This window comes from Syntrophales bacterium (genome assembly GCA_023229765.1).
Classification (GTDB): Bacteria; Desulfobacterota; Syntrophia; order Syntrophales; family UBA5619; genus DYTH01.
The window spans coordinates 1-24,543 of the sequence record JALNYO010000014.1 but is presented as its reverse complement, the minus strand read 5'-3'; the positions used below and the strand labels follow the sequence as shown (position 1 = coordinate 24,543).

General features: G+C 51.1%; 23 protein-coding genes and 1 pseudogene. 7 read left to right on the top strand and 17 right to left on the bottom strand.

Annotation, left to right across the window (positions count from 1 at the left end):
* Positions 1 to 25 precede the first annotated feature (25 nt).
* The 4 genes from M0P74_09225 to glgP all read left to right on the top strand — a co-directional run bounded on the left by M0P74_09225 (position 26) and on the right by glgP (position 8,567).
* Positions 26 to 1,102, top strand: a complete 1,077-nt coding sequence (locus M0P74_09225; GenBank protein MCK9363760.1) for a branched-chain amino acid aminotransferase — start codon at positions 26 to 28, stop codon at positions 1,100 to 1,102.
* Positions 1,103 to 1,466: 364 nt separating this feature from the next.
* Positions 1,467 to 2,075 (top strand): outer membrane lipoprotein carrier protein LolA, encoded by a 609-nt coding sequence (locus M0P74_09220; protein ID MCK9363759.1) that lies wholly within the window; start codon positions 1,467 to 1,469, stop codon positions 2,073 to 2,075.
* A gap of 169 nt (positions 2,076 to 2,244) precedes the next feature.
* The gene (locus tag M0P74_09215) at positions 2,245 to 4,221 is read left to right on the top strand and encodes an amylo-alpha-1,6-glucosidase (GenBank protein MCK9363758.1); all 1,977 of its coding nucleotides are present in this window, start codon (positions 2,245 to 2,247) and stop codon (positions 4,219 to 4,221) included.
* Between the two features lie 92 nt (positions 4,222 to 4,313).
* Positions 4,314 to 8,567 (top strand): alpha-glucan family phosphorylase, encoded by a 4,254-nt coding sequence (glgP, locus tag M0P74_09210; GenBank protein ID MCK9363757.1) that lies wholly within the window; start codon positions 4,314 to 4,316, stop codon positions 8,565 to 8,567.
* A 50-nt stretch (positions 8,568 to 8,617) separates the two neighbouring features.
* Here glgP and M0P74_09205 read toward each other — a convergent pair whose 3' ends face one another.
* The 12 genes from M0P74_09205 to M0P74_09150 form a co-directional block, all read right to left on the bottom strand.
* On the bottom strand, positions 8,618 to 9,061 hold the full coding sequence (locus tag M0P74_09205; GenBank protein MCK9363756.1) for a DUF488 domain-containing protein: 444 nt from the start codon (positions 9,059 to 9,061) through the stop codon (positions 8,618 to 8,620).
* Positions 9,062 to 9,065: 4 nt separating this feature from the next.
* The gene (locus M0P74_09200) at positions 9,066 to 9,653 is read right to left on the bottom strand and encodes a DUF488 domain-containing protein (GenBank protein MCK9363755.1); all 588 of its coding nucleotides are present in this window, start codon (positions 9,651 to 9,653) and stop codon (positions 9,066 to 9,068) included.
* 491 nt (positions 9,654 to 10,144) lie between these two features.
* Positions 10,145 to 10,462: a helix-turn-helix transcriptional regulator gene (locus M0P74_09195; protein MCK9363754.1), complete on the bottom strand. Its 318-nt coding sequence runs from the start codon at positions 10,460 to 10,462 to the stop codon at positions 10,145 to 10,147.
* The gene (locus M0P74_09190; protein MCK9363753.1) at positions 10,449 to 10,781 is read right to left on the bottom strand and encodes a type II toxin-antitoxin system RelE/ParE family toxin; all 333 of its coding nucleotides are present in this window, start codon (positions 10,779 to 10,781) and stop codon (positions 10,449 to 10,451) included. Before M0P74_09190 ends, M0P74_09195 begins: the two co-directional genes overlap by 14 nt.
* Positions 10,782 to 10,972: 191 nt before the next feature.
* Positions 10,973 to 11,683: a hypothetical protein gene (locus M0P74_09185; GenBank protein MCK9363752.1), complete on the bottom strand. Its 711-nt coding sequence runs from the start codon at positions 11,681 to 11,683 to the stop codon at positions 10,973 to 10,975.
* A gap of 124 nt (positions 11,684 to 11,807) precedes the next feature.
* Positions 11,808 to 12,032, bottom strand: coding sequence for a type II toxin-antitoxin system HicB family antitoxin (locus M0P74_09180; GenBank protein MCK9363751.1), 225 nt, complete (start codon positions 12,030 to 12,032; stop codon positions 11,808 to 11,810).
* The gene (locus M0P74_09175) at positions 12,029 to 12,496 is read right to left on the bottom strand and encodes a type II toxin-antitoxin system HicA family toxin (GenBank protein ID MCK9363750.1); all 468 of its coding nucleotides are present in this window, start codon (positions 12,494 to 12,496) and stop codon (positions 12,029 to 12,031) included. The genes M0P74_09180 and M0P74_09175 overlap by 4 nt, the downstream gene beginning before the upstream one ends.
* 35 nt (positions 12,497 to 12,531) lie before the next feature.
* A complete protein-coding gene (locus M0P74_09170; protein MCK9363749.1) occupies positions 12,532 to 13,038 on the bottom strand; it encodes a hypothetical protein in 507 nt (168 codons plus the stop codon).
* 2 nt (positions 13,039 to 13,040) lie between these two features.
* Positions 13,041 to 13,565 carry a virulence RhuM family protein gene (locus M0P74_09165; GenBank protein MCK9363748.1) on the bottom strand — a complete coding sequence of 175 codons (525 nt, stop codon included), beginning with the start codon at positions 13,563 to 13,565 and terminating at the stop codon, positions 13,041 to 13,043.
* Positions 13,565 to 13,885 (bottom strand): N-6 DNA methylase, encoded by a 321-nt coding sequence (locus M0P74_09160; GenBank protein MCK9363747.1) that lies wholly within the window; start codon positions 13,883 to 13,885, stop codon positions 13,565 to 13,567. Before M0P74_09160 ends, M0P74_09165 begins: the two co-directional genes overlap by 1 nt.
* A 136-nt stretch (positions 13,886 to 14,021) precedes the next feature.
* Positions 14,022 to 14,690, bottom strand: a complete 669-nt coding sequence (locus M0P74_09155) for a hypothetical protein (protein MCK9363746.1) — start codon at positions 14,688 to 14,690, stop codon at positions 14,022 to 14,024.
* A gap of 377 nt (positions 14,691 to 15,067) precedes the next feature.
* Positions 15,068 to 15,229 (bottom strand): hypothetical protein, encoded by a 162-nt coding sequence (locus M0P74_09150; protein MCK9363745.1) that lies wholly within the window; start codon positions 15,227 to 15,229, stop codon positions 15,068 to 15,070.
* A gap of 61 nt (positions 15,230 to 15,290) precedes the next feature.
* Between M0P74_09150 and M0P74_09145 the strand changes: the two genes are divergently transcribed.
* The gene (locus M0P74_09145) at positions 15,291 to 15,653 is read left to right on the top strand and encodes a transposase (protein ID MCK9363744.1); all 363 of its coding nucleotides are present in this window, start codon (positions 15,291 to 15,293) and stop codon (positions 15,651 to 15,653) included.
* 56 nt (positions 15,654 to 15,709) lie between these two features.
* Complete coding sequence (locus M0P74_09140; protein ID MCK9363743.1) at positions 15,710 to 16,144, top strand: hypothetical protein; 435 nt, start codon at positions 15,710 to 15,712, stop codon at positions 16,142 to 16,144.
* Between the two features lie 124 nt (positions 16,145 to 16,268).
* Here the strand turns inward: M0P74_09140 and M0P74_09135 are convergent, their stop codons facing one another.
* The 3 genes from M0P74_09135 to M0P74_09125 form a co-directional block, all read right to left on the bottom strand.
* Positions 16,269 to 20,924: a PAS domain S-box protein gene (locus tag M0P74_09135; protein ID MCK9363742.1), complete on the bottom strand. Its 4,656-nt coding sequence runs from the start codon at positions 20,922 to 20,924 to the stop codon at positions 16,269 to 16,271.
* A 108-nt stretch (positions 20,925 to 21,032) separates the two neighbouring features.
* Positions 21,033 to 21,233 (bottom strand): hypothetical protein, encoded by a 201-nt coding sequence (locus tag M0P74_09130; GenBank protein ID MCK9363741.1) that lies wholly within the window; start codon positions 21,231 to 21,233, stop codon positions 21,033 to 21,035.
* Positions 21,230 to 21,766 carry a 4-vinyl reductase gene (locus M0P74_09125; GenBank protein MCK9363740.1) on the bottom strand — a complete coding sequence of 179 codons (537 nt, stop codon included), beginning with the start codon at positions 21,764 to 21,766 and terminating at the stop codon, positions 21,230 to 21,232. The genes M0P74_09130 and M0P74_09125 overlap by 4 nt, the downstream gene beginning before the upstream one ends.
* Before the next feature lie 710 nt (positions 21,767 to 22,476).
* Between M0P74_09125 and M0P74_09120 the strand changes: the two are divergent.
* A pseudogene (locus M0P74_09120) lies at positions 22,477 to 22,662 on the top strand (tyrosine-type recombinase/integrase).
* Here M0P74_09120 and M0P74_09115 read toward each other — a convergent pair.
* Positions 22,602 to 23,273: a hypothetical protein gene (locus M0P74_09115; protein MCK9363739.1), complete on the bottom strand. Its 672-nt coding sequence runs from the start codon at positions 23,271 to 23,273 to the stop codon at positions 22,602 to 22,604. The pseudogene M0P74_09120 and the gene M0P74_09115 sit on opposite strands and share 61 nt — an antisense overlap.
* 248 nt (positions 23,274 to 23,521) lie before the next feature.
* A complete protein-coding gene (gene garR, locus M0P74_09110) occupies positions 23,522 to 24,409 on the bottom strand; it encodes a 2-hydroxy-3-oxopropionate reductase (GenBank protein MCK9363738.1) in 888 nt (295 codons plus the stop codon).
* Positions 24,410 to 24,543: the final 134 nt, after the last annotated feature.

Below are 24,543 nucleotides of genomic sequence, written 5' to 3'. Positions count from 1 at the left end.
AAACTGAATCTAAAGGAGACTGTTAATGGAAATCAAGGTTATTGAGTCTGCGCCCGAAAAAAGAAAGGCCAAACCGCAAGACGAATCGAAGTTGGGATTTGGCAAGATATTTACCGATCATTTTTTTACAATGACCTGGAGCAGCGGCCGCGGCTGGCACGATGGCGCAGTCGAGCCGTATCGTCCGCTTCAACTTGACCCGACAGCCATGTGCCTGCATTATGGCCAGGAGATTTTCGAGGGAATGAAGGCCTATCGGGGAGAAAATGGCGGCGTTTTCCTTTTTCGGCCATCGGAAAACATAAAACGGATGAACAACTCGGCGGAGAGACTCTGCATGCCGAGGATTGAGGAGCCTCTTTTTATGGAAGCGCTGGAAAAGCTGCTGGCGGCGGATAAAGACTGGATACCTCGTACGGAAGGGTCCTCGTTGTATATACGGCCAACCATGATTGCCACCGAACAAGCCCTGGGGGTGCATCCGGCAAACGAGTATCTGTTCTTCATTATCATGAGTCCCGTCGGGGCCTATTATGCCGAGGGCTTCAGCCCGACGAAGATCTTCGTCACCGAGGATTACATTCGTTCGGCCCCCGGCGGGATCGGCAACTGCAAAGCGGCGGGGAATTACGCAGCCAGCCTCTACGCAGGGGAAATCGCAAAAAAAATGGGATATACGCAGGTGCTCTGGCTCGATGCAATCGAACGAAAGTATGTTGAGGAAGTTGGGACAAGCAATATTTTCTTCATAATCGAGAACGAATTGATAACCCCTCCCCTTTCGGGAAGCATCCTCCCCGGCGTTACCAGAAACTCAGTGCTCCAGCTTGCCAAAAGCTGGGGAATAAAGGTTTCCGAGAGACGGCTCTCGATGGATGAAATAATAAACGCAATCAATAACGGCAAGTTGCAGGAGGCCTTTGCCTCGGGAACAGCGGCTGTTGTTTCCCCTGTCGGTTGGATTTACTACCGAAACAGGGAGTACGCCATTGCCGGTGGAAAAATTGGTAAACTGACCACCCGGTTGTATAACGATATTCTCAATATCCAGTATGGGAAAAAAGACGATCCCTTTGGTTGGCGCATTAAGATATTGGCTTAACTAAGAAAGCTCAAAACAAACCCCTTACGGGGAGCTTCCGCATGAATCAACAGCAGTGTGGAAAGGGTTGTTGATAAAAGTGTTGATAACTATCGCAACCATTCAAATGTTACAATTTTTTACCGGTTTGCATAAGGTTTAGGCAATAAATATGCTAAGTAATAACAATATGTTGGAAAATTACAGCACTATCCCTGATAGTTATGAGCCTCCTTTCAGACCCGGCAGACTGCGAGTGCCCAAAGGGTTGTTCCGTGGATACTGGCCGACATGGTCGTTCGTCCCCGGGACTCGCCCTTTCAAGCACAGTACCCTTTTATTTATAGGTATTTTACTAACTGTTTTATGGTTGGGGCAGCCCTCTTTGGGTCACGCGGAATTTCGCACTGTCGAAGAACTGACCGCCCGGACTCAGGATGTTTACGAAAAGACAGGCGATTTGAAGGCTCATTTTATTCAGGAAGTAACCATCAAATCCATGAAAAAGACGGATCGTGAAGAGGGAACAGTCTGGATTAAGAACCCGAAAATGATGTATTGGGATTATACTAAGCCAAAAGTAAAGAAGCTGATCATAAACTCCAGAAAAGCATGGCTTTATGTCGCCGAGGATCGGATGGTGTACCTCCAGAGCGCCGATGACGTTTACCGATCACGACTCGCTGTAAAATTCCTGTCGGGAATCGGGAAGCTCTCTGAAGACTTTTCCGTTCGTTTTCCCAAGGACGGACATGCCGACATAAACGGCAATTATCTTCTAAAGTTAACGGCGAAAGAAAAGGGAAACGGCATTGACCGCATTGATTTGACGATCGACAAAAAAACCTTTCAGATCATTCAATGCCGTTTCGATGATGAATATGGCAATACCACCCGCCTCAACTTCACAAATATTCAAACTAATACAGGCGTTTCCAGTTCTTTTTTCACCTTTACGCCGCCTGCGGACGTTGAAATAGTCAATATGCCATAGCTGATTTACGTTACCGAATCCTCATTGCTTTGTTTGCATATAATAATAAAGAAGCGTACATACATAGCGCATAGCGCGTGCGTTTTTAATCATTGCGAGTTGCGCTGCTTCGAGGCATCATAAGACTATCTGTTGTTTAGGAGATTGATTAAACTAAGGAGGCTTTATCATGATAAAAATCGATCTCGCAGGATTTCATGATTTGTCCATTTCCCGGGAATGGCTGGAAACAGATGGCCGGGGGGGATATGCGGCCAGTACGCTCGAAAATCGGCACACGCGTAAATATCACGGGTTCTTTGTCGCCACTCTCCAAAAGCCGGCAGGGCGTTACGTTCTGCTGTCTAAGTTAGAGGATTCATTAATCAACGGCCAGAAAGAGCATTTTTTCACTTCCCACCTCTATCCGGGACTTATTTTTCCGCCTGAACACACGCCGCTTGCCGATTTTACCTTCGATCATTTTCCCAGTTTCACCTACCGGATCGGCGCCCTAACCATTAAGAAATCGCTATTATTGCCGGCGGGAAAATCCGTCCTGCTTGTCCGTTACGATGTTGACAAATGTCCCCGGGGGGGTATTTTACGACTGAAACCGCTCCTTGCCTTCCGCGGCTATCACGAATTGTCTAATGAAAATGGATATCTCCAAAACAGGTTGGAAATGTTGACAAACGGTTTTAGTTTATCACCCTACGAGGGAATGCCGGCGATTGTCTTTCAGACATCACGTGGGTCAGGGTTCATCCCCGTGGGGGCATGGTATAAACGCTTTCAATACACAGAGGAGATAAACCGCGGTTTCGCCGGAGAAGAGGACCTCTTTATGCCCGGCATCATTGATATCCCCGTGGAAAGAAAATGCACCGTCATCCTTTCCGTTTCTCTCGATAAATCACTGAAGAATTCTCCGGCGATATGGCAGACCGAAACGGTGCGACGCGGGCGTGAAAGAACAATCGATAAAAAGTACGCCGCCGGTCTGGATGAGGAGGACGGGAAACTCTATCTGTCCTTGCTCCAGGCCGGACGACAGTTTCTAATCAAAACCCCGTCCGGGAAGTCCGCAATCATTGCCGGATATCCATGGTTTGACAGTTGGGGCAGAGACACGCTTATATCACTCCCGGGACTTTGCTTTCACGCCGGGCGATTGCCGGAAGGAATCGAAGTGCTCAAGGAGATCAGCCTGCACGAAAAGGATGGCCTCTTCCCCAATTTTTTCACCGCAGCCGGGACTCCTGATGCTTACAACACCGTGGACAGCTCCCTGTGGTATTTCTGGACCGTTCAGGAGCTGCTTCAGGCGACGAGCGACACGGAGCTGATCCGCAACCACTTCTGGCCGGTAATGAAACGGATCATCCGTTCCTTTCTCGCCGGGACCAGATTCGAAACCGGGATTGATAATTCCGGACTGCTTCATGCCGGCAATCCGGGGACCGCGCTTACCTGGATGGATGCCATGGTCAATAACAAACCCGTCACCTCCCGCCACGGGTGTCCTGTCGAGATAAACGCCCTCTGGTACAATGCCCTCTGTTTTTCCCGGGAGCTGGCCGCCCAATTCGGCGAGTCCGAGCTTGTTGACCCCGGCTTTATCCCGCATCTGCGGACAGCTTTTCAGGAAACATTTTGGAACCGTGAGGATAACTGTCTCGGCGATGTGTGGAATGACGGGATTCTGGATCGTTCCATCCGTCCCAATCAGCTTTTTGCCGTTTCGCTGCCCTTTTCCCCGCTCGACGATGAGGAACAGAAAGCCGTTGTACAGGCCGCAAGAGAGCATCTTCTGACGCCCTTCGGTTTACGTACCCTCTCCCCCTCTGACCCTGAATATCGCGGGCTCTATATCGGAAATCCCGCCGAACGGGATAGCGCCTATCATCAGGGGACCGTCTGGCCATGGCTGCTCGGCGCCTTCGGGCAGGCGGCGCTTACGGCCGCCGCTGACAAGGAACAGGAAAGGAAAAACCTTAAGAAATATTTGCGCGCATTTCTCAAAAAACATCTGTCGGAGGCGGGAATAGGCAGCATTTCCGAGGTATTTGACGGAAGCGAACCTCACAATCCCGGCGGCTGCATCGCCCAGGCCTGGAGCGTTGCCGAATTGACAAGGCTGTACTCACTGCTTATAAGGGATTGATCTGTTTACGATCAATTAATTCAAAATCTTGTGCAGGGAGCGCCGCCGCGACAAGATTGTCAATACGAAATTAATAATGAAGGAGAGTTGTCATGACGCAGGAACGGGAACACTTTCTATTTGAAGTAAGCTGGGAGGTTTGCAACAAGGTCGGCGGCATCTATACGGTTATAACAAGCAAACTTCCCGAGGTCTCGCGAGTATTCGGCGAGCGATATTTTGTCCTTGGCCCTGATTTAAAGACAAACGCGGAATTCGAGGAAACGGACGAGGATATCTGGAACGACATTCGGGAAGGGGTGGCCATCAAGGAGATACCCTGCCGCTTCGGCCGCTGGAATGTACCGGGCAGACCAAAGGCTATTCTGGTGGGGTTCGGTGAAAAATACGACAAGCATCAGCTCCTCTTTAAGCTCTGGGAGGATTATGGGGTAGATTCCATAGCCGGCGGGTGGGACTATGTGGAGCCGGTCATGTTCAGTTATGCGGCAAGCGAGGTGATCGAGACTATCCATAATCTGCTTGTTCGCCCCCAGCAGATGAAAAGCGTCGCCCAGTTCCACGAATGGATGACCGGGGCGGGTCTGCTCGGCCTGAAGAAACAGGCGCCGGAAATCGGAACCGTCTTTACAACCCATGCCACGATGCTGGGACGAACGCTCGCCTCGTCAGGCGTTGACATCTATTCTTCGATGGACCATATATCTCCGCAGCAGGAGGCAAGCGCCCACAATATTACCGCCAAGTGTTCAATGGAAACCGCCTCGGCCCGGGAAGCCGACTGTTTCACCACGGTAAGCGAAATAACTGCTTTGGAAGCCAAAAACTTTCTCGGTCGCGCCCCCGATCTGATTACCCCGAACGGTCTCGATATCGCCAGTATCCCTGACCTTGTCGCAGACAATGCCGCCGCGCTTTTCTCCCGCAAAAAGCTTCTTGCCGCCGCGAGCCGCTTTATGAACAGGGATTTACCGGAAAATACGAGAATTATCCTGACGTCAGGGCGCGGGGAATTCCATAATAAGGGGATTGATATCCTGCTTGCGGCGCTCGGCCGCCTGAACAAGGAACTCACCGAGGATAACACCATCCTTGTCTTTATTTTCGTCCTCGGCGGCTACACGGATCTGATCCCTTCCCTGAAAAACGACGATGTCAAACCTGATCCGAACAATCCCCCCATCTCCACCCATCGCATGCAGAACGAAGCCTCCGATCCCATTCTGCAGACATGCGAGCGCCTCGGCCTGCGAAACTTTCCCCAGAACAGGGTTCAGACAATCTATGTTCCGGCCTATTTGAACGGTCACGATGGCCTGATAAACATGTCCTATTACGAAGCGCTGTCCGGCTGCGATCTGGGGGTTTTCACCTCCAACTATGAGCCCTGGGGATACACGCCGCTCGAAAGCGCGGCCTACGCGGTTCCTACAATCACTACGGATCAGGCCGGCTTCGGACTTTGGGCGCGACAATTCCTGAACGGCAACAAGGGAATCATTATCCTCAACAGAATGGGGCAGCCGGATGCCGTAATAGAAGACGATCTCCACGAAATACTGAGGAAATTTGTCGGACTGACAAACGAGGAACTGCACGAGATGCGCGTTGGGGCGCGATTCGTGGCGGCCAAGGCAAACTGGAATGATTTTTTCAGCTATTATTCCCAGGCGTTTCAGCTTGCCCTCTCCGTATCTCAGGTTCGCACAGAGGCGCTCAAAGACGACGAACTGCTGGCAGGGATGAAGCATACGTTTGCCGGGACCGCTTCGGTTTCTCCACACTTCCGCACCTTTACAGCAGTGGCCAATCTTCCGCTGAAGATAGCGAGGCTCCGGGAGCTTTCCTATAATCTCTGGTGGTCCTGGAACCCGCGCGCCCTCGAACTCTTTTCGGCGCTGGACCCCAAACTATGGGAAGGGATGGGCAACAATCCCGTGCGCATACTGGAGACCGTCTCTTCCGGACGTCTCCTCGAAGCTTCTGAAAACACAAGCTATCTGAACCTCTACACCCATATTTTGAAACAATTTGACGACTACATGGACGATAAAAGTCTGCATCCTCTGCTCGAGCAGCACGAAGGGCTCAAACGGCTGTCGCCCGTTGCCTACTTCAGCGCCGAATACGGCTTGCATGAATCGCTGCCGATATATTCCGGCGGCTTGGGAACACTTTCCGGCGATCACCTGAAGACGGCGAGCGACCTCAACATGCCCTTGGTCGGCGTCGGTCTTCTCTACAAGAGCGGTTTTTTTAAACAGATCATCGATAAAAACGGCGCCCAGAAAGAGGAATATCCCCAAAACGATTTTTCCAGCATGCCCCTCGAAATTGTCCAGGACGACCGTGGCAATGCGGTTCAGATATCTATGGAATTCCCGGGGCGAACTCTTTTTGCCAACATCTGGCAGGTTCATGTCGGTCGTACACAGCTTTATCTGCTGGACACCGATATCCCCAGAAACACCCCCCAGGATCGGAATATCACCGAAAGACTGTACTGCTCTGACACCCGGGTCCGGATAGAGCAGGAAATACTCCTCGGGATGGGTGGGGTAAAGCTGCTCAAAAAGCTTGGGATTCGTCCCCGCGTTTACCATATCAACGAAGGACACTCGGCATTTCTCGTCTTTGAGAGGATTGCATCTTTGATGACTGAAGAAAAACTGTCCTTCTACGAGGCGCTCGAGATCGTCCGCGGCGCGATCGTATTTACCACGCACACCCCGGTGGAGGCCGGGAATGAACGGTTCAACCAGGAATTGCTCGAACACTATTTTGCCAATTTCGTGAAACGCACCGGGATTTCCTGGTCGCAGTTCTGGCAGTTGGGACGTAGGGAAGCGGGGGAAGGCAAGCCCTTCTTCATGACGATCCTGGCGCTGAATATGGCACACAAAAGCAACGCCGTAAGCAAACTGCACGAAGAGGTCTCCCGGAGGATGTGGCGCGATGTGTGGAAGGGTTTCGATGAATCGGACATCCCGATCACCCATGTTACCAACGGCGCCCATACCCTTTCCTATATCGCCCCGCGGATGAAAACGGTGTTCAACACCTTCCTCGGCATGGACTGGGAAAAGCACCTGTCCGATCCGGAATACTGGGCGCGGGTGCAGGAAATTCCCGACAACATCCTGTGGCGGGCCAGATACGAACTAAGGCAGAAACTGGTCTATTTCCTCAGGGATGAAATTGCCCGTAACTGGAGCAAATACGGCTATACAAAAACATGGCAGGAAGAGCTTTTCTCCAGACTGAATCCGACGACGCTGACAATAGGGTTTGCCCGCCGCTTCGCACCTTACAAGCGGGCGGATATGATCCTTTCCGACCTCGATCGGCTCGACCGAATCTTGAACCACCCTACCCGGCCGGTGCAAATAGTGTTTTCCGGAAAATCTCACCCGATGGATGACATGGGAAAAGAACTGATCAAAAAGGTAATAGGCGTCTGCAAGGATCCCCGCTTCCGGGGAAGGATATTTTTTGTGGAGGGTTACGGCATTGGGGTTGCCAGGCAGCTCGTTCAGGGGGTGGACGTCTGGCTGAACAATCCCCGCCGCCCAATGGAGGCCTCCGGTACCAGCGGCGAGAAGGTGGTTGCCAATGGCGTTCTTAACCTCAGCATCTCCGATGGTTGGTGGGTTGAGGGCTACGACGGGACCAACGGCTGGACAATCGGCCCCGTCGTCAATGGGTCCCGGGATGAAACCGGAAACCCCGATCAGGAGGACAGCGAGTCGCTCTATTCGCTGCTGGAAAACTCGGTGGTTCCCATGTTCTATGAACGGGAAATATCCGGTCTTCCGGAGCGATGGATCGCTATGGTCAAGCGCTCCATGCAGACTCTTATCCCTATGTTTAATACTAACCGCATGCTGATAGATTACTATCACGACCTCTACCTGCCGACGGCGCTGCGTGAACATGACATCTATCTCGACAACTACAAAATGGCCCGCGAACTGGCCGATTGGAAGCAGAAATTGCCGATGCGTTTCTCCTCGCTGCACATTATTGAGGTTGTTGTTGCGGGAATTCAGGGCGATACCATCCGGGTGGAGGAACCCCTCGATGTAAGCGTCCGGATCGATCCCGGCAAGATGGCGCCGGAGGAGATTCTGGTAGAGATGGTAATTGGCAGGAGTGATCCCGGCGCCGCCTGGCAGCCGGAATGTGTTCAGTTGCCGCTGGAGGGCAAGGATTCCGAAGGCATTCTCAAATTCTTCATTTCCTATCGGGTCAAAAAGAATGGCGCCCACACCTACGGGATCCGCGTCTTGCCGAACCATCCGCACCTGGCCGCCAAGCAGGAGACCAATCTGGTTTACTGGGGGTAAAAAACAATTTCCCGGTCATTCCTTATAATTCAGGATTGACCGGGAAAGGGTTATAGGTGAATGATCCGCACGTTTCCCCATTTTGAACGCAAATACTCGGCGACGAGCCGGCGATGGCAATGCAGGGGCTTATCCTCACTGCACAGGAGGCAGCCCTCATTCAGCAGTTCCGGGGTTATGTTTATTTCTGCCTGTCTTTCGACAAGCAATTGTTGGAAGTCCCGCTCGTAATCAACCCAGCTTCCCTTGTTCTTTTTAAAGGCGTCCAATATTGACTGCGTCGGCGCCAGGTCCGGGCGATGAAGATAATCAATTCCGCCGATCGCCCGCAGAAAATAGCGCAAATCATCCCGCTTGGCAAACCCGGCCAGTTGAGAGACATTGTTGAGCCGGATATCGATCACCCGCTTGACTCCCGCTTTCTTCAGAATTGTAAAGAATTCCTCTGCCGTCTTTTTGGTGAAACCAATGGTGAATACCTTTATTTTATTCATGATCTCAGGCTCCTTCAATCAGACTATAGGCCACTTTTTCACTTTGGAGATTATAGGCAAGTTCGATCAGCTCTTCTTTGGAGCAAAAAAGGTCGTCCGAATCAATTTTCAATAATCTCATCAGACGCATTTCCGTATCCCGATTATCCTCCAAGGCGCCGTCCTCAAGAATATGACTGATAACAACATCATCAGCGCGTAAATAGCGGCAGATCAGCAGCATACGATGACATGTGAGCGGGTCTTTTTCGGCGCATAACAGCGCAATGCGGTGAGCCGTCATCCCCTTGCGCAGACGGGCAAGTCCCTGTTGAAAGATTTCCCTGTCGGCCAGACGTTTGTATTGAACTTTTCCTTTTTCGTAACAGGCCGGATCATCGCTGCGCGGCCCCAGCTCAGCGCCCAAATAGATGTAGCTGGTGCGTTGTTTCGCCAGATCGCCTTTCAGCGCTTCGCGGTTGAACTGGGGCGTAAAACGGCTGTAGGGGCTGGAGCGAACATCACAAATGGCTGTAATGTCATGTGTTTTCAAGAGATCGAAAAACCGCTCCAGAGAATGTGTCGAATGGCCGATCGTAAATAGTTCAAACATTTATAAACCCCCATGCCCGGGGCGGGCACACGAACGATGAAAATAGGTTAGTTGCAATTAAAGTTGAGTCACTGTAATCCGATAAGCAGTTTCACTACAAAACTTTATCACGAGGAAGACCATAACTCAGCGCGAAGATAGCAGAATAATCAGGATTGTGCACCCAATTTGTTGCGGGATGGACTGGCGCGAAGCGCCAGAACAAAAGCGGATGGCCATCGGCTGGCATAAGGCGTGGCGGCTTTTTGCCGTCGCTCTTAATGCCCTCGTTGGGCGTCCATCATTCTCTCTATCAGATTATTACTCATTTGAACGGGTTCTGTTGCGGAGAAATCAGACAAATCAATGAAAATCTTATACGAGACAACTTCTTTCCCGCCTGCGCAATCTAATCTTTACCCTATATAATATGATCGGGCCTGTTGAACAACGGATTGAGTTCGACCCGCAATTATGTCCGTGCCGTCAATTTAATTGGCTCGCGGGTCAACTCAATCCTTATAGGTTAGAACGCCTACCTTTATAGCTTCATTGACTAACCGCAACTCAAGTCGACAACCTAGGGCATGAGCATACTTTTGCAATGTGGCCAGCGATGGTGAGTGCTTTCCGCTCCCAGATTCCAGGCGCGCTACCGCGGACTGAGTCGTGCCGATACGTTCGGCAACCTCCGCCTGAGTGATGCCAGCAGCCGCGCGTGCCTTCAGAAACTCATCGAGAAGAGCAAACTCCTCATCAAGCCGGGCATATTCGGCCTTAACGTCTGCGCGATCGAGGGCGCGAGCCTTAAGTTCTTTATGTGTGAGCATTTTTTACCTCCCTCATCCGCCGTCGAGCTGTTTCAAGTTCTCTGGGCGGGGTTTTATCTGTTTTCTTAATGAACTGGTGAAGCACCACGATCTTTTTGCCAATCATGGTGCAGTAGAAGACCCGTGCAATTCCCTCTGCAGATTTCAACCGCAACTCAAACAAGCCTTCACCCATTGCGCGAGTATGCGGCAAGCCCAGGCCCGGGCCAAACACCTCCATCCTGTCTGAATATCGAAGATACCAGCCAAGAAAGCCTGCGGGCATGGCTAGGATTTCATGCTGCACAGATTCACTGAAGTAGGTGATTGTCCAGTTCATAAGCATATTATAGCGTATTTGCTATATTGAGGCAAACGAAAAAAGATGTTTTTAGTTGCCGAAGAAATACCAGTCGCCTTGAGCGAGATTGCGAAGATATTGGTCGACAATGTTGAGAATGCCTTTTTCCGCTGCATATTGGATATGTTGCCTGAGTTGCAGCATTTCCCTTGTTGGGAGACGAGTTTCGTTCATCCGATCAATTTTTTGCCGAGCAATCCAACGGCAAAACCTAAGACTGCGCCAAGCGCTGGGATCCAGTGTTTTCTGATCTTCGATTGCGGAGCTATGTCTTGAAAAATGAGGTACAAAATCCCGCCGCTGGCGAAAGTCATGATGGTTGCTGTTAACTTGGCCTGATCCTTAAGAAAGAAGTAACCAGTACATGCTGCAAGAGGACCGAGCAGGCTGGCCCCTAGAAGAGCCTTGAGCGCAACGCGGGGCTTGGTGCCCACTCCCGTTATCTCTCGGTAGGAGTTAAATCCTTCAGGCAGGTTCTGAGCCCCTATGAACGCGGCAAGCAACATGCCCAATCTATAATCGTGTCCAAACACCGCGCCAAGGGCGAGCGCTTCCGGAAAGAAGTCCAAAAGCATCGCCATAAACTGAGCTTTGGTACCCCCCTGTTTGCTAAGATATATGTCTATAATACAAAAAAAGAGCCCACCAGCGCAAAAGGAGACGCCGAGGCTCACGGGACTTAGCATCATAATTCCTTGCGGCAGCAGAGCAAATGCAACTGCGGCCACTAGGATTCCCCCACCGAAGGCGATTATACCGTGAGAAATCTCACGCTTCGTTTCTGTATCTGCACTGCCTTCGATACATGCAACAACACCACCGACTAGGGCGGCTAAACCCGCCAGCCAGGAAGCTATAATTATGATCGGAAATTCACCCATGTAATCTTATTACTCCCAACGCGAAACTCACCTGCGCCGCCCGGATATCGGCCAAAGCTCAGCAGTTTGTCGGGGTCAGGTGAAGCGCCTGATTCGGCATAGGGATTGAGCGTCCGGACCATTCTCAGGTGCATGCGGCTTGATAGATAACCGGTCGGTACTTTGGAGGAGGAATCGGTTTTTTCTCAGCCCGGGCAGCCTGCAACCAAAGCTCTTTGGCTTTTTGAACCTCTTGAAGAGCCTTGTCAGGAGTCTGGCCAAACGCAGAACATGCCTCCAAATCGGGTATATCGGCAATGTAACCTTCGTCTTCTTCAGAGTAGAAAATGTTTATATGGTAATCTCTCATTTGTCCTCCTCCAGTCTTAAGCTGTGGCGTTCGATCAACTTTAAAAATTGGCGCATCTGGTATGGTTTCGCTTGCCCTTTCACTTCTTGGAGATTGACAAGCTCCGGAATGTCGGGATGCGCGAAAATGTGGTGGCTGCCATCAGTCCGGGAAAGCCGGAACCCGAAGCCTTCCACAAGTTCTATCATATCAGAAAATCGGATATTTTTCGATCCTGCAAGTATCTTCTGCAATATCTTGTGCTTTGTCGCCATATCACTCATCCTTTGTTGGCCTAACGCAAAGTTCACCGCATTTTCTCGAACTAGGCAACAGTCTTTTGATTGAATTTCACGTGCACTCTGAGCTCCTTTTTTGTAGGCTAACGCCGGGCATGAGCCGCGCCGCCATAAACCTTTGCAGAAAAATGACCAACGCTGATCGGCGTCGGTCTCGATGCCTTTAGACGTTTCGTCATGTCTCACGTAGCCGTGTGCGCTCGACCGATGGCATCTTGTCGTCATATCTTGCGCGAGTCATAGGCCCAATGGAGGAGCACCTGTCTCTGCTTGCGCCGGCAGTTCAAGTCACACGGTTTGCAGTGTTTTTTAATCTGGGCAGCGTGGCGCGGAATGGCATTCCACCGTTGAATCTGGCGTGCATCGTCTCGACATCGCCGTCCCATAAAGTATCGGCAATACCATTGAAACCAGCCCCGCGGATCCTCCTCGTATATCCACCCCTTAGTTTCCCAGAAAGAAAGCGGTTGCGAGGCGTTCACGCCAAAGAAGTTCATTGCAGGGTCGTGACGCTCTCGGCACAGCTTAGCGTTCGCGAACCAATCCTCAGGGTACTCCGCCGCACAATCGGTCATATATTTGCCGCCGAACACGCCAAGTTCCAGCATCGCCTTCGGAATGAGTTCAGGGCGAAAGTCCGGGTGGAAGTTCCGGCCCATAGGCTCCGTCACCAGATAGACGAAGTTCTGTTGTATCAAGTCATTGACCACTATTCGGCAGGGCTTCACACCTATACCTCATCGGTAATCGCGCTGGTCGCGTAGAGATCCAGCACCTGGCGGTACAGTACTTTTTCACTGCTGCGGATATCGCGAATGCGGTCGAGCAGTTCCTTCCAGTAATTCCCGCCACCCGCGCCTTTGAGCCGCTCATCGTCCATGGTGAAACCTTTGATCAGGTATTCTTTCAGTCGTGCAGTCGCCCAGATACGAAATTTTGTGGCAATATGGGATTTTATACGGTAACCAACAGAAATAGTGGCACCAAGGTTGTAAAACTTTTGTCTTCGCTCAACCTTCCGGGAATCTTCGTTTTGAACTTGTAAGAAATCCTTACAAGTTGCATCCTCCTGCAGCTCACCTTCATCAAAAATATTTTTCAGGTGAATGGTAATATTCTGAGGCGTTGTCTGAAATAATTCGGCCATCATCTTTTGAGTAAGCCAAACTTTTTCATTTTCGAGGCGGACTTCTATTTTGGTTGTTTCGTCTTCAGCTTGATAAATGATTAGTTCTCCTTTTTGCTCTTCTCTCATTATCGGCTGCCCTCCAAATCCGCCACTATTTCATCAATCCCCGTGCGCAGTTCGTTCTGCCGGGCAACAATGCCTTTGATCTCGGCGTTGAGCTTTACAATATCAATTGCCTCGCGGGTGTCTTTTTGCGCCAATACTCCTGCGGGTGAAAAACGCGGGTCATTGATAAGAAGCGTATTGCTGTCGCCTTCCCACCTGATGGAATACGGAGGATTGGAAACTATTGCGTCGAAGGGCTCATCATCCCAGTGCTTCGGAGCGGTTTTGGCGATCTGCCAGATAGCGCGATGCAGTTCGGCGCGTTCTTGTTCTTTTATCATTAAATTATCCTATGTTCTGGGCTATTTCTTTTTCCATAGTACAACATTCCGGCACGGCCAAAATTATTTTTTACAGATAACACCGCAAATCTCGGGCGGCGAAGCCGTACCGAGATTTGCTGGTTTGACAGTATTTTCAGTTCATCGGGATGATGTCGGCATAAGCAAACCCTTCCCGTTCCACGATTTCGCCAACCGTGATCGGAATCACCTTTTGGAACATCGGGCCGCCGACAACGACCGTGTGAATTTCTCCATTTTCTCCGCATGGGTCTGTTCCCTCTGGAAACTCCTTCAGTAACTCCCGCGTCCATTTCCGGCCTGCGTAACGAGCGGGTAGTTTCTTGAGGTCAACACTGCTCAAGTACGCTTCCATGCCTCCGGCAAGCATCTGTTCGGCGAGTTCGTCCGTGGGGATTTTCCACAACGGAAAGACTGGTTCAATCCCAGTTCCCGTCAATTGGTTCTCACGATACCTACGGATGTCCTCAAGAAACAAGTCCCCGAACGCAATCCGTTCAATCCCCTTCGCCGTGCATTGGGTGACGAATTCCCGCATGATGGCATCGGACTGATCGTTTGTGCAGGGATCAGGGAAGTTGATGAGTTGGATCGACAGGCAGGCCGCCTCGGCCTGCCGATGCAACAGTTTCGGCAGAGTTGCGTGCATGCAAACGCGGTCGTATTTCTGGTTCATGACAGTGAACAGCCCCAGGAGGTCTGTCGCAGGGTCTTCCCGCAGTAGATGGAGCGCCCATGCGCTATCCTTCCCGCTACTCCAACTCAGTAGTGTTTTCTTTTTCATCTCTTAGTGTCGAACGTGCTGATCACCGGCGCGAGGTACGAGCGTCCGGTTGATCTTATAGTTCAAGTAAGCCGCTGTCGCGGCAGGATAACCGTGACAAGCTAATTTCTTTTTCCCTTATACTTCCTCATCCCGATTTTTTCAGTGATTCTTTTTTCACAACTGCCGTGATAGCACTCCTTATAAATCTTTTTAACCCCCAAAAGAAAGGAGTAATATTATGGCAGTACTGCAAACCCCATGGTACGGCAAAGCCGTTGAAGCCCTAAAACTCAACGGCAAAGGAGAACGAACCCAGGAAGCTTATGCCCGGCATGTCCGCAAGCTCATTGAATTCGTAAGCGGCAAGGAACCTGACCAAATCACCGAGGAGGAACTCAAGCGGACTGCGTCTCCAGGAAGGACTCTTTCTGCAGGTATCCGATATCGACGGCAAACGGAAGCTCATCCATGTTCATCGCGGCAAAGGCGCAAAGGATCGATATGTGCCCCTGCCTGATTCTACCTACGCTCTTCTTTGCCGTTACTGGATTACGCATCGCAACCCCAGACTGATTTTTCCGGCCCTGGGACGGGGTTGCAATCTCGGGCCGACATCCCTTGCACGGAAGCTTGAAATATCTGGCCCCTTATGTCTTCAAAGTCGCCATTTCTGACAGTCGGATTGTCGGTATCCATCAGCGCCAGGTAACCTTTCGTTACAAAAAACAGAGAAGCGCCCGTTGGCGCACGATGTCGCTTGAGGTCATGGAATTTATCCGCCGCTATCTTAAGCACGTTTTACCCTGTGGATTCATGAAAATCCGCTACTACGGCTTTCTGGGTTCGGGTTCATCGATAGCCCCCGATGATGTCAGGGCCGCGATAGAGTTGTCCCTGCCATTCTTCGCTTCCGATCAACCAGAAGCAAAAAAAGAGAAAAAACCGATGCCGCACTGTCCCCATTGCCGGGGAACGTTGTGATTTTCCATTACGTTCTCGAAGCAGCAGCCTTCGTTGCCTTGATGAAACCGGGGTAAATGTACGGCAAATGTAAACTGAAAAACCATTATTCTTTCTTGTTTTTTAAAGCCGTTTATAAACGGGCAGGGATTGCTGTTGCCGGAATTATGAACACTTTCAGTGATCGTCGGAGCAAATGCTGCCATACGGAAAATTATTGGTCAAAACCAAAACAAATGAGGCAATTGCAAAACCATTTGTCATTCCCGAATGTCTCTATCGGGAATATGGTTTTTCAAGCAGTTAGAACCAGATTCCCGCTCAGAATCGTTGCGGGAATGACAAGAATGGGGAGTTTTGCAATTACCTCAAATGAACAACGAAAAACCGGAAGAAGGATGATTGTTTGTCAAAGAACGGGTTTTGTTGCGGAGAAATCAGACAAATCAATGAAAATCTTATACGAGACAACTTCTTTCCCGCCTGCGCAATCTAATCTTTACCCTATATAATATGATCGGGCTTGTTGAACAAGGGATTGAGTTCGACCCGCAACCATGTCCGTGCCGTCAATTTAATTGGTTCGCGGGTCAACTCAATCCTTATAGGTTAGCCGAAGCCTCTCCCCCTATTGCTTTAGGTCGATTTCTGATCGAGCACCTCTCGCACTTTGGCGGCCAGGTTCTGTATTGAAAACGGTTTCTGGATGAAGTGCACACCCTCGTCGAGCAAACCGTGGTGGGCGATGACATTGCCCGTGTAGCCTGACATAAACAATTGCTTAAGTTTCGGATTGGTAGAAAGCAATCGTTCGGCCAAATCCCGGCCGTTAATTTCCGGCATGACCACGTCCGTGATAAGCAGATCAATCTTTCCGGCATATTCTTCAGCCAGTTGGATGGCCTTGACCGGCGTGCTCGCCGGCAGCACCTTGTAGCCCAGCCGTTCAAGAACGTTCTGGCTTAATTTTAAAACTGAAAGCTCATCCTCCACCAGCAGCACCGTCTCTCCGGAGCCCCTTGCCGGTTCAGACCGGGGTTGCATCTGTTCCGCGGCAGCCTGCCCCTCAAAACGTGGTATATAAATCTTGAAGGTCGATCCTTTGCCCGGTTCGCTGTAGACGTTGATGAAGCCGTTGTTTTGTTTGACGATGCCGTAAACCGTGGCCAGTCCAAGGCCGGTGCCTTTGCCCTTCTCCTTGGTGGTGAAAAACGGTTCGAATAGTTTATCCAAAGTCTCTTTGTCCATGCCACAGCCATTGTCGCTCACAGCCAGCAGCACGTACTCGCCGGTCGAAAACCCCGGATGATCGGCGCAATAGGCCTCATCGAAGGCCACCGGCTGCGTCTCGATGGTGACCTTGCCCACCTCCGCTATGGCGTCACGGGCGTTGACGCATAAGTTGGCCAGAATCTGATCAATCTGGGACGGGTCCACCTTGACCGGCCATACCCCCGTCCCCGGCAGCCAGGCGAGATTGATGTCCTCGCCGATAAGCCGCCGCAGAATCTTGAGCATTCCCTCTACGGTCTCGTTCAAATCAAGAACCTTGGGGGCAACGGTCTGCTTGCGGGCAAAGGCCAGCAGTTGCCGAGTCAGGTCGGCGGAGCGCTCGGCGGATTTCCTGATTTCCTGAAGATTGACAAAGAGCGGTTGGGACGGGTCCACCTTTTCCAGGGCCAGTTCCGTGTAGCCCATGATCACCCCTAACATATTGTTGAAGTCATGGGCCACGCCGCCAGCCAAGCGACCTACCGCTTCCATCTTCTGGGCCTGCATAAACTGGGCTTCCAACTTCTTCTCCTGCGTGACATCCCTGAGAAAACAGAGAATGCCCTGTTTCTTCTCCCAGATAATCGGGGCGGTAGTGAGTTGAACCCACATTTCCTGACTTTTTTTGTTTACGATCCTGAACGGATATACCTCGAAAGGTTGCTCATTTTCCAGTACCCTTAAATATGTTTTAAAAATCGTATCTTTATCTCCCGGATGGACAAGATCAATGAAAGGAATTACAGCTAATTCTTCCATGGAATAGCCGCTCATCTCCAGGGCTTTAGGGTTTGGAAATTTTACGACCTCATCTTGGGCAATGAAGATGGCCTCATCGGCATTCGTAATCAGGAGGCGATATTTTTCTTCCGATTCCCTCAGGTCCTCCTCCGCCGCTATGCGCCTCCGCTCCTGAGCGTCTCTTTGCGATCTGGCATAAAGGATGGGAGAGACTTTACGGGCAATGCGCTCCAGTAGATCTTTATCCTCCTCGGCGTATCCCCCTTCCTTGTTGGCCACGGAAATCAGCCCGATGGTCTCTTGTCCATAGACGATCGGTACCGCGAGGAAATGATCAATGGGAACGTGCCCCTCGGGCGTGCGAAAGGGCCCGTCCGAATAGAAGGTCTTTTTCTCCCCGATCGCTCTGCCCCATAGACTGTTTCCCCAGGAATCCGGTGGAAAGACGATCGACTTACCGGGAACCTGGCACTCTTTCCAGATTTCTCTGGTCAAACTGGGCATGACAAGGTCCCCATTTTCCCCTATAAACCCAAAGATACCGAACTTGCTTTTCATCACCTGAAGGACAATCGCCAGGACTTCTCCGTATATCGCTTCGCCGGAAATAGTCAGAAAGACGTTGGCAATCTGATTCAGGATTGTCTTCTCGTCTTCCGAACGTCTCAGAGCATCCTCCGTCAGCTTGCGCTCGGTGATATTTTCGACTATCCCTATGCCGCCTTTGACTTGGCCCTGTTGATCAACCAAAGGAGCAGTGCGCATGGAAATGCAGATTTCTGCAGAACTGGTTGTGGCGCGATAAAAGCCTTCGTAAAAGCCCTCTTCTCCTTCCGCCGCCTGACGCAGAGCGGAAAGCACACTCTGGTCTTGTAACGTTTCCATATCCAGGCCCACCAATCGCTCTCGGCTGGATTGGAGAATGGCTACAAAGCGGTCGTTGCAGTCAGTAATGTGAAGCTGCGTGTCATAGTGGAACACGCCCACTGGCGAACGACGGAAGAGCAGGCGATAGCGTTCTTCGCTCTCCTTCAGGGCCTCTTCCGCTTGTTTGCGCTCGACAATATCCCAGGAAAAGTCACCCAATTGCGATACGATCTCTACGTCGCTTTCATCATAATCGGTAGGTTTGTTGCCGACACCAACAACCGCCTTTATCAGGTCACCTCTGAAAATCGGGACAACAAGTTCTCTAATGACCGGGGCATGACCTTCCGGCATCCCTTTGCGATGAGGTAAAGAGGCATAATCGTTGTGAATAATGGGACGACGCTCGTATACACAATCCACCCATACACCCGCCTGGGCAATAGGATAATGGCTGCCTTTTCCAGCGGCTGTGCACATGTTCTTCAAGGTATTCGTTGACCAATGCTGCAATAAGAGAGTTCTTTGATCTGCTTCGAGAAAATGATAGAAACCAATCGAACTGCCGGTTAGCGCTTCCATTTCATCCAGCATTGCAGTCAACAATTCATCCATCGGCTGTAAATTGGCCACTTCCAACAGGCGAAGGCGCGCCTGCATGATATTGTCGATCCGCTTGCGCTCGGTGATATCCTGAACGGTGCCGAGTGAACGGATGGGTTTGCTTTCTTCATTGTAAAAAGTCTCACAACGCTCATGCACGAATTTGATTCGTCCATCCGAAAACTTGAGGCGATGGATGATATCATAAGGAATTCTGTTGTTCACGGAATCTGTGTACGCTCGATTGACCATGTCCCGGTCCTCGGGATGAACAAAATTGAGAAAGGCTTCGTAGGTGGCGCCAAATTGTTTCGGGTCGATTTCAAAAATGCGGTAAATCTCATGCGACCATTCGAGCCTGTTGGTTAATAAATCGAGTTCCCAGGAACCGATATGAGCAATGCGTTGGGCTTCATTGAGCCGACTTTCGCTATTATGCAATCGTTCTTCTGCTCGCTGGCGTTCGGTTCGAGTATGCAAGGCGATGATGCCAAAAGCCAAATCGCCTGCCAATTCCTCCATGAGTCGGATTTCGTCTGGGGTGATGGCGTTAGCTTCCGTGGAATAAATCAGAAGAACCCCGAATACTATTGCGTTTTCATCTTTAAGAGGCAGGGCGATACCGGAGCGATATCCACGCTGCAAGGCGCTTTCTCGCCACGAGGCCATGTGTGGGGAAGTTGTGAAATCCTGAACATAAATTATTTCACCGCTTCGAATGGCTTTTCCTGCGGGACCTCGTCCGCGTTCTGCGTCTTCTGCCCAAGTAAGTTTGGCGGATGCTATATACCCACTATCGAACCCAGCCCAGGCTACAGGACGCACGGTTTTGGCCTCATCGTGCTCAGCATATCCCACCCAAGCCAGGTGGTAACCTGCATCGTCACAAATGATACGGCAGATTTCGTTGAGTAAGGTTTGCTCGTCAACTGCCCGCAATAGAGCCTGGTTGCACTTGCTGATAGCCTGAAGTTCGCGATTCAATCTATGCAGTGCCGCCTCCGCCCGCTTGCGATCCGTAATATCGCGATTGCCGACTCGCAGGCCAAGACTTGTTCCGTCAGCACGGGTGACGGGTTGGCAGACGTGGCCGATCCAGCTTACCTCGCCATCGCGCCGGAGGATGCGAAAGTCAATCTCGTATTTTTCGTCGTGACGATATGCGATAGATTTGTGTCGCTCGAACAATCGGCGGTCATCGGGATGCACGATCCTTTCCAACAGGTCGGGATCGGCAACAAACTCCTCAGGTCGATAGCCGGTGATACGTTCGCAGGAAGGAGACATATAGAGTATACTTGCATCCAGGGCGATCCAATACTCCCAGTCATAGGTGTAATCGGCCACAGTGCGGTAACGTTCTTCACTCTCCTGCAATGCCCGCTGAGCGGCGCGCTCTGCCGTTCGGTCGCGAAAGACCAACACCACTCCGGCGATCTCGCCCCGCTCGTCACGGATGGGCGCACCACTGTCAGCAATCGGACGCTCTGTCCCATCCCTGGCGATGAGCAGGGTGTGGTTGGCCAAGCCCGTTAATTGACCCTCGCACAGGACACGCTCGACCGGGCTTTCGACATTGGTCCTGGTTTTCTCGTTGATGATGCGGAATACTTCATTCAAGGGCTTCCCGAGGGCCTCGGCCTCGTTCCACCCCGTGAGGCCCTCGGCTACCGGATTCATCTGGGTGATATGGCCCACCGCATCCGTGGTGATAACCCCATCCCCAATGCTGTAGAGCGTCGCACGGAGTTCTTCCAGCACTTTGCGGGCATCCTGCTCCGCATCAACCGGTAGTTTCTTTTCTTTCATGCTTTCACCTCCGTCCTAAACATGACGACGAGCTTTTAACAATCCGGATAATGCTTACTCATGCACTCTGGGCAAATAGAATGAGAAAACTGCGCTTCAGTCTTCCCACTAATATAACCTTCTATTTGCTAATTCTCCTTTTGATAATGGAATGATAAAATCATAAACCTCCTGCACGAATTTGATAAGTTGATTCAGCATGTTCGCAAGGTATAGTTCATGTTTATCAGTAATCTCGCCGGTGTCAATTTCTTCTGGAATATTGCCTATCAAGAGAATGGCAAGTTTTTCAGTAAATTTTTTTATCATTCTGTATCTTCCTGCAGCCTTACATCAAAACGGCAAAGTCTCTCACCACTCGCCCAACAGTCAATCTCTTTTGCATAAAAAGGTTTTCCGGTATAGGCCTCCATAATGCCGGTAATAAATCCCTCGTCATATTGGCAAGTAACTTCATCGGTGGGCGGTAGACCAGAACAATCAAGATCCTCGGCAACTGTCAGCATAAACCTCATTTTCTCAAGATCAACTTTTTCAATTCTAAGAATCCCAATGGCTTGCTCCCTGAGTACGCTTTGTAACTGAGATACAAATTTATTAAAATCAAGTTCCCTGTCCAGCATATTTTCACAGAATTGCTTCCCGGCAAGCCTGCCTGCCTTAATTATGATATCATTGGTTTTATTCACGCCCAACTCGGTTATCATCACATCTCGAAAAGTATATTGGAGCAAGCGATAAGCCAAGACCGGAACGGTTAAACCAAGGTTTGGCCTCCCTTTTTCAAGATCACCCAAGTCATCCCATACAAATTTATTTTTATCACGTTCTTCTTTAAACATGGTTCAAGCCTCCCGGGGCTAACGCCGGCTGTTGAGCCGCGAGCATCGGAGGGAAGGGATCACGCTGTGATCACTTCCCGAGAAGCGCAATCGGCTCGAACGCCCTTGATAGGCGGAGCGTGAGCGGAGCCTGTCAAGAGTGTTCGAGCGTAGCGCAACAGCCAGCGATAAGCGAACCGTGTGCGTAGCGAAGCGGAGCTCACGGTCCGCTTATCAGTATTAATAGGCCTGTCTTAACATTGGGAGACATGGCCAGTTGAAAATCAGTGAAGTTTTTGTTCCCATAAGATGATACGGTTTCGTGTGTCAAGCGAAATGTGTCCGTGCATATTTGAACATTTTCAATAAATTATAACGAACAACACGAAGTTTTGGTCTCACGCCTCAAAAAAATCATAGAGCTTGAATTCAGGAACTTAATTTGTTATTCGCACTCAATGCAAAAGTCAGAAGACAGAGTCAGCGTTGCTGCAGACACCTCCGTTTCGTTTCCCAGATGGCGGGAAGTCCTGCAATCGGAATGCCCCGATCCTGCCGTTCTACGCACACGGGAACAGGATATCTTTGCCTGTCTGAAATTCCTCAAGGCCGCACACCGGCGAACCTCTATAGAATCGGTGCTGGACTATCTGCACGCACTGGAGAAAGAGGGGAAAAATACGGATTCGGTTCGAGCTTCCCTACGGTGGTTTTTCAAAACAGCAGCCAACCTTTCCCAGCGGGTCACCCCCCATACCCTGCGTCACTCCTTCGCCACCCACCTGCTGGCCGGGGAAGCGGATATCCGGACGGTACAGGAACTGCTCGGCCACGCGGATGTCGCGACCACCATGATTTACACCCATGTGCTCAACCGGCAGGGCCTTGCAGTGCGCAGTCCGCTGGACAACCTGTAAAACCTGATAATTAAGGCAAACGTTCGCCGATGACAAGATACCGGCGCTTGCCGCTGTTGGCTGGGGGAGCAGGCGCGAGTTCTGCCATTGGGGCCGGTTTCTGTCGTTCCGTGCTCATAGTCATAAAGCAACAGGCTTTTCTGAATAAATTGGCGAGATAAGTGGCGCCATTGCTTTAGGGAATAGGCCGTGCCGATTCCATAGGTGGAGAGTCTTTCGTGCCGGAATTTCAGGATCTTCTGGGAATTCGCCCCCCGCAGGACATCGACGATATGGCCCGCGCCGAAGATTTCGCCGGTCCGTTTGACACAGGAGAGAAACATCTGCGCCGGGATGGTCAGATCGACGAGGGCCTTTTCCTCTTCCCCCGTTCGGCAGTTGTCGCACATTCCACAACGGTCCGGAACTCCGGTTTCCCGCAACTGGTCCATCTGGTCCTTCATGAGGGAGATCAGCGGGGAAACCACAATCGTTGCTGAAGAAAGGATGGCATACTCCTTCGCAAGGATTCCGGAGCTGACGACAAGCTCTTCAGGGGTATGCCACTTCTCCACGGGGAACTGGAGGGCAAGGGTACGCTGCCGCTTTACAATGGCGCGGGTCTTGCCCATGGCCTTCTTGCCGTCCAGGGTATCATAGATGAATTTTTACCATGACATTTCCAGAAGGTTAGCCTGAACAGTATCCAGAACGCCCTGCAGCCCGTCGCGGAAACCGAGCACGACATAACTGATAAATCCAGACAGGTTCCTTTCCCGTACGCACAGATCGAGTTGGCGGTAATATTCCTGCCAGGTATCGTTATAAATGGTTTGACAGGATGTGCGAAGCCATATCGGGCAAACCCCTCAGCTCCCATCTACCGAGAGAGCTCAATCCCGGCAAGGGTTTCATAATATCTGACCAGGGCGCTGTGATCGGCGTCGCCCATGCCGTTATCGCGGAGTGACAGCATCATTTGCATGACATTTTCGGTAAGCGGCGTCGGCGTCGAAATGCCTTTGGCGGTGTTCAGCACGTTGTTCAAATCCTTGATGTGCAGGTTGATCCGGAAGCCGGGGTTAAAATTGCGATCCAGCATCAGCGGGGCCTTGGCATCAAGGGCAACGCTCCCGGCCAGGCCGCCCCGAATCGCCTGAAAAACGAGATCCGGATTGACGCCCGCCTTGGCGGCAAGCACGAGGGCTTCGGAAACGGCGGCGATGTTGGCCGCGACGATGATCTGATTGGCAAGTTTCGTTACATTTCCGGCGCCGGCTTCACCGCAGCGGACGGCGGATGAACCCATCGCCTTCAAAATCGGCAGAAATTCGTCAAAGTCCTCCTGCCGACAACCGACCATGATCGAAAGCGTTCCCGCGATCGCCTTCGGTTCGCCGCCGCTGACCGGCGCATCCATCATCCGGACATTTTTTTCGGCCAGCTTCGCGGCGATTTCCCGGCTTACCAGCGGATCGAGGGAGGTCATGTCGATCAGCATCGAATTAGGACGCATCCCTTCGATCAGACCGTTTTGTCCCAGCACAACCTCCTTAACCTCCGGCGAGTTCGGGAGCATTGTGATAATTATGTCGGCATTTTGGGCTACTTCCCGGGGCGAGGCGGATATCTGGGCGCCGGCTTCTTTAAACTCCTTTTCGGTCGCCGCCGCTCTGCAATAAACGACAAGCGAATGCCCTGCCTTCATAAGATTCCTGCTCATGGGTTTTCCCATGATTCCCAAACCTATAAAACCTATCTTTGCCATGCTATTTTCCTCCTTGTATATTTAGATTCCTGTTTTTCCCATTATTGCCGAAGCACCATTTGCATTGCTTTTTCCCGTTCCCGCGCTCCGGTATGGGAACGAGAAGAAGAAATCCCCACGGATGCGACGAAGCG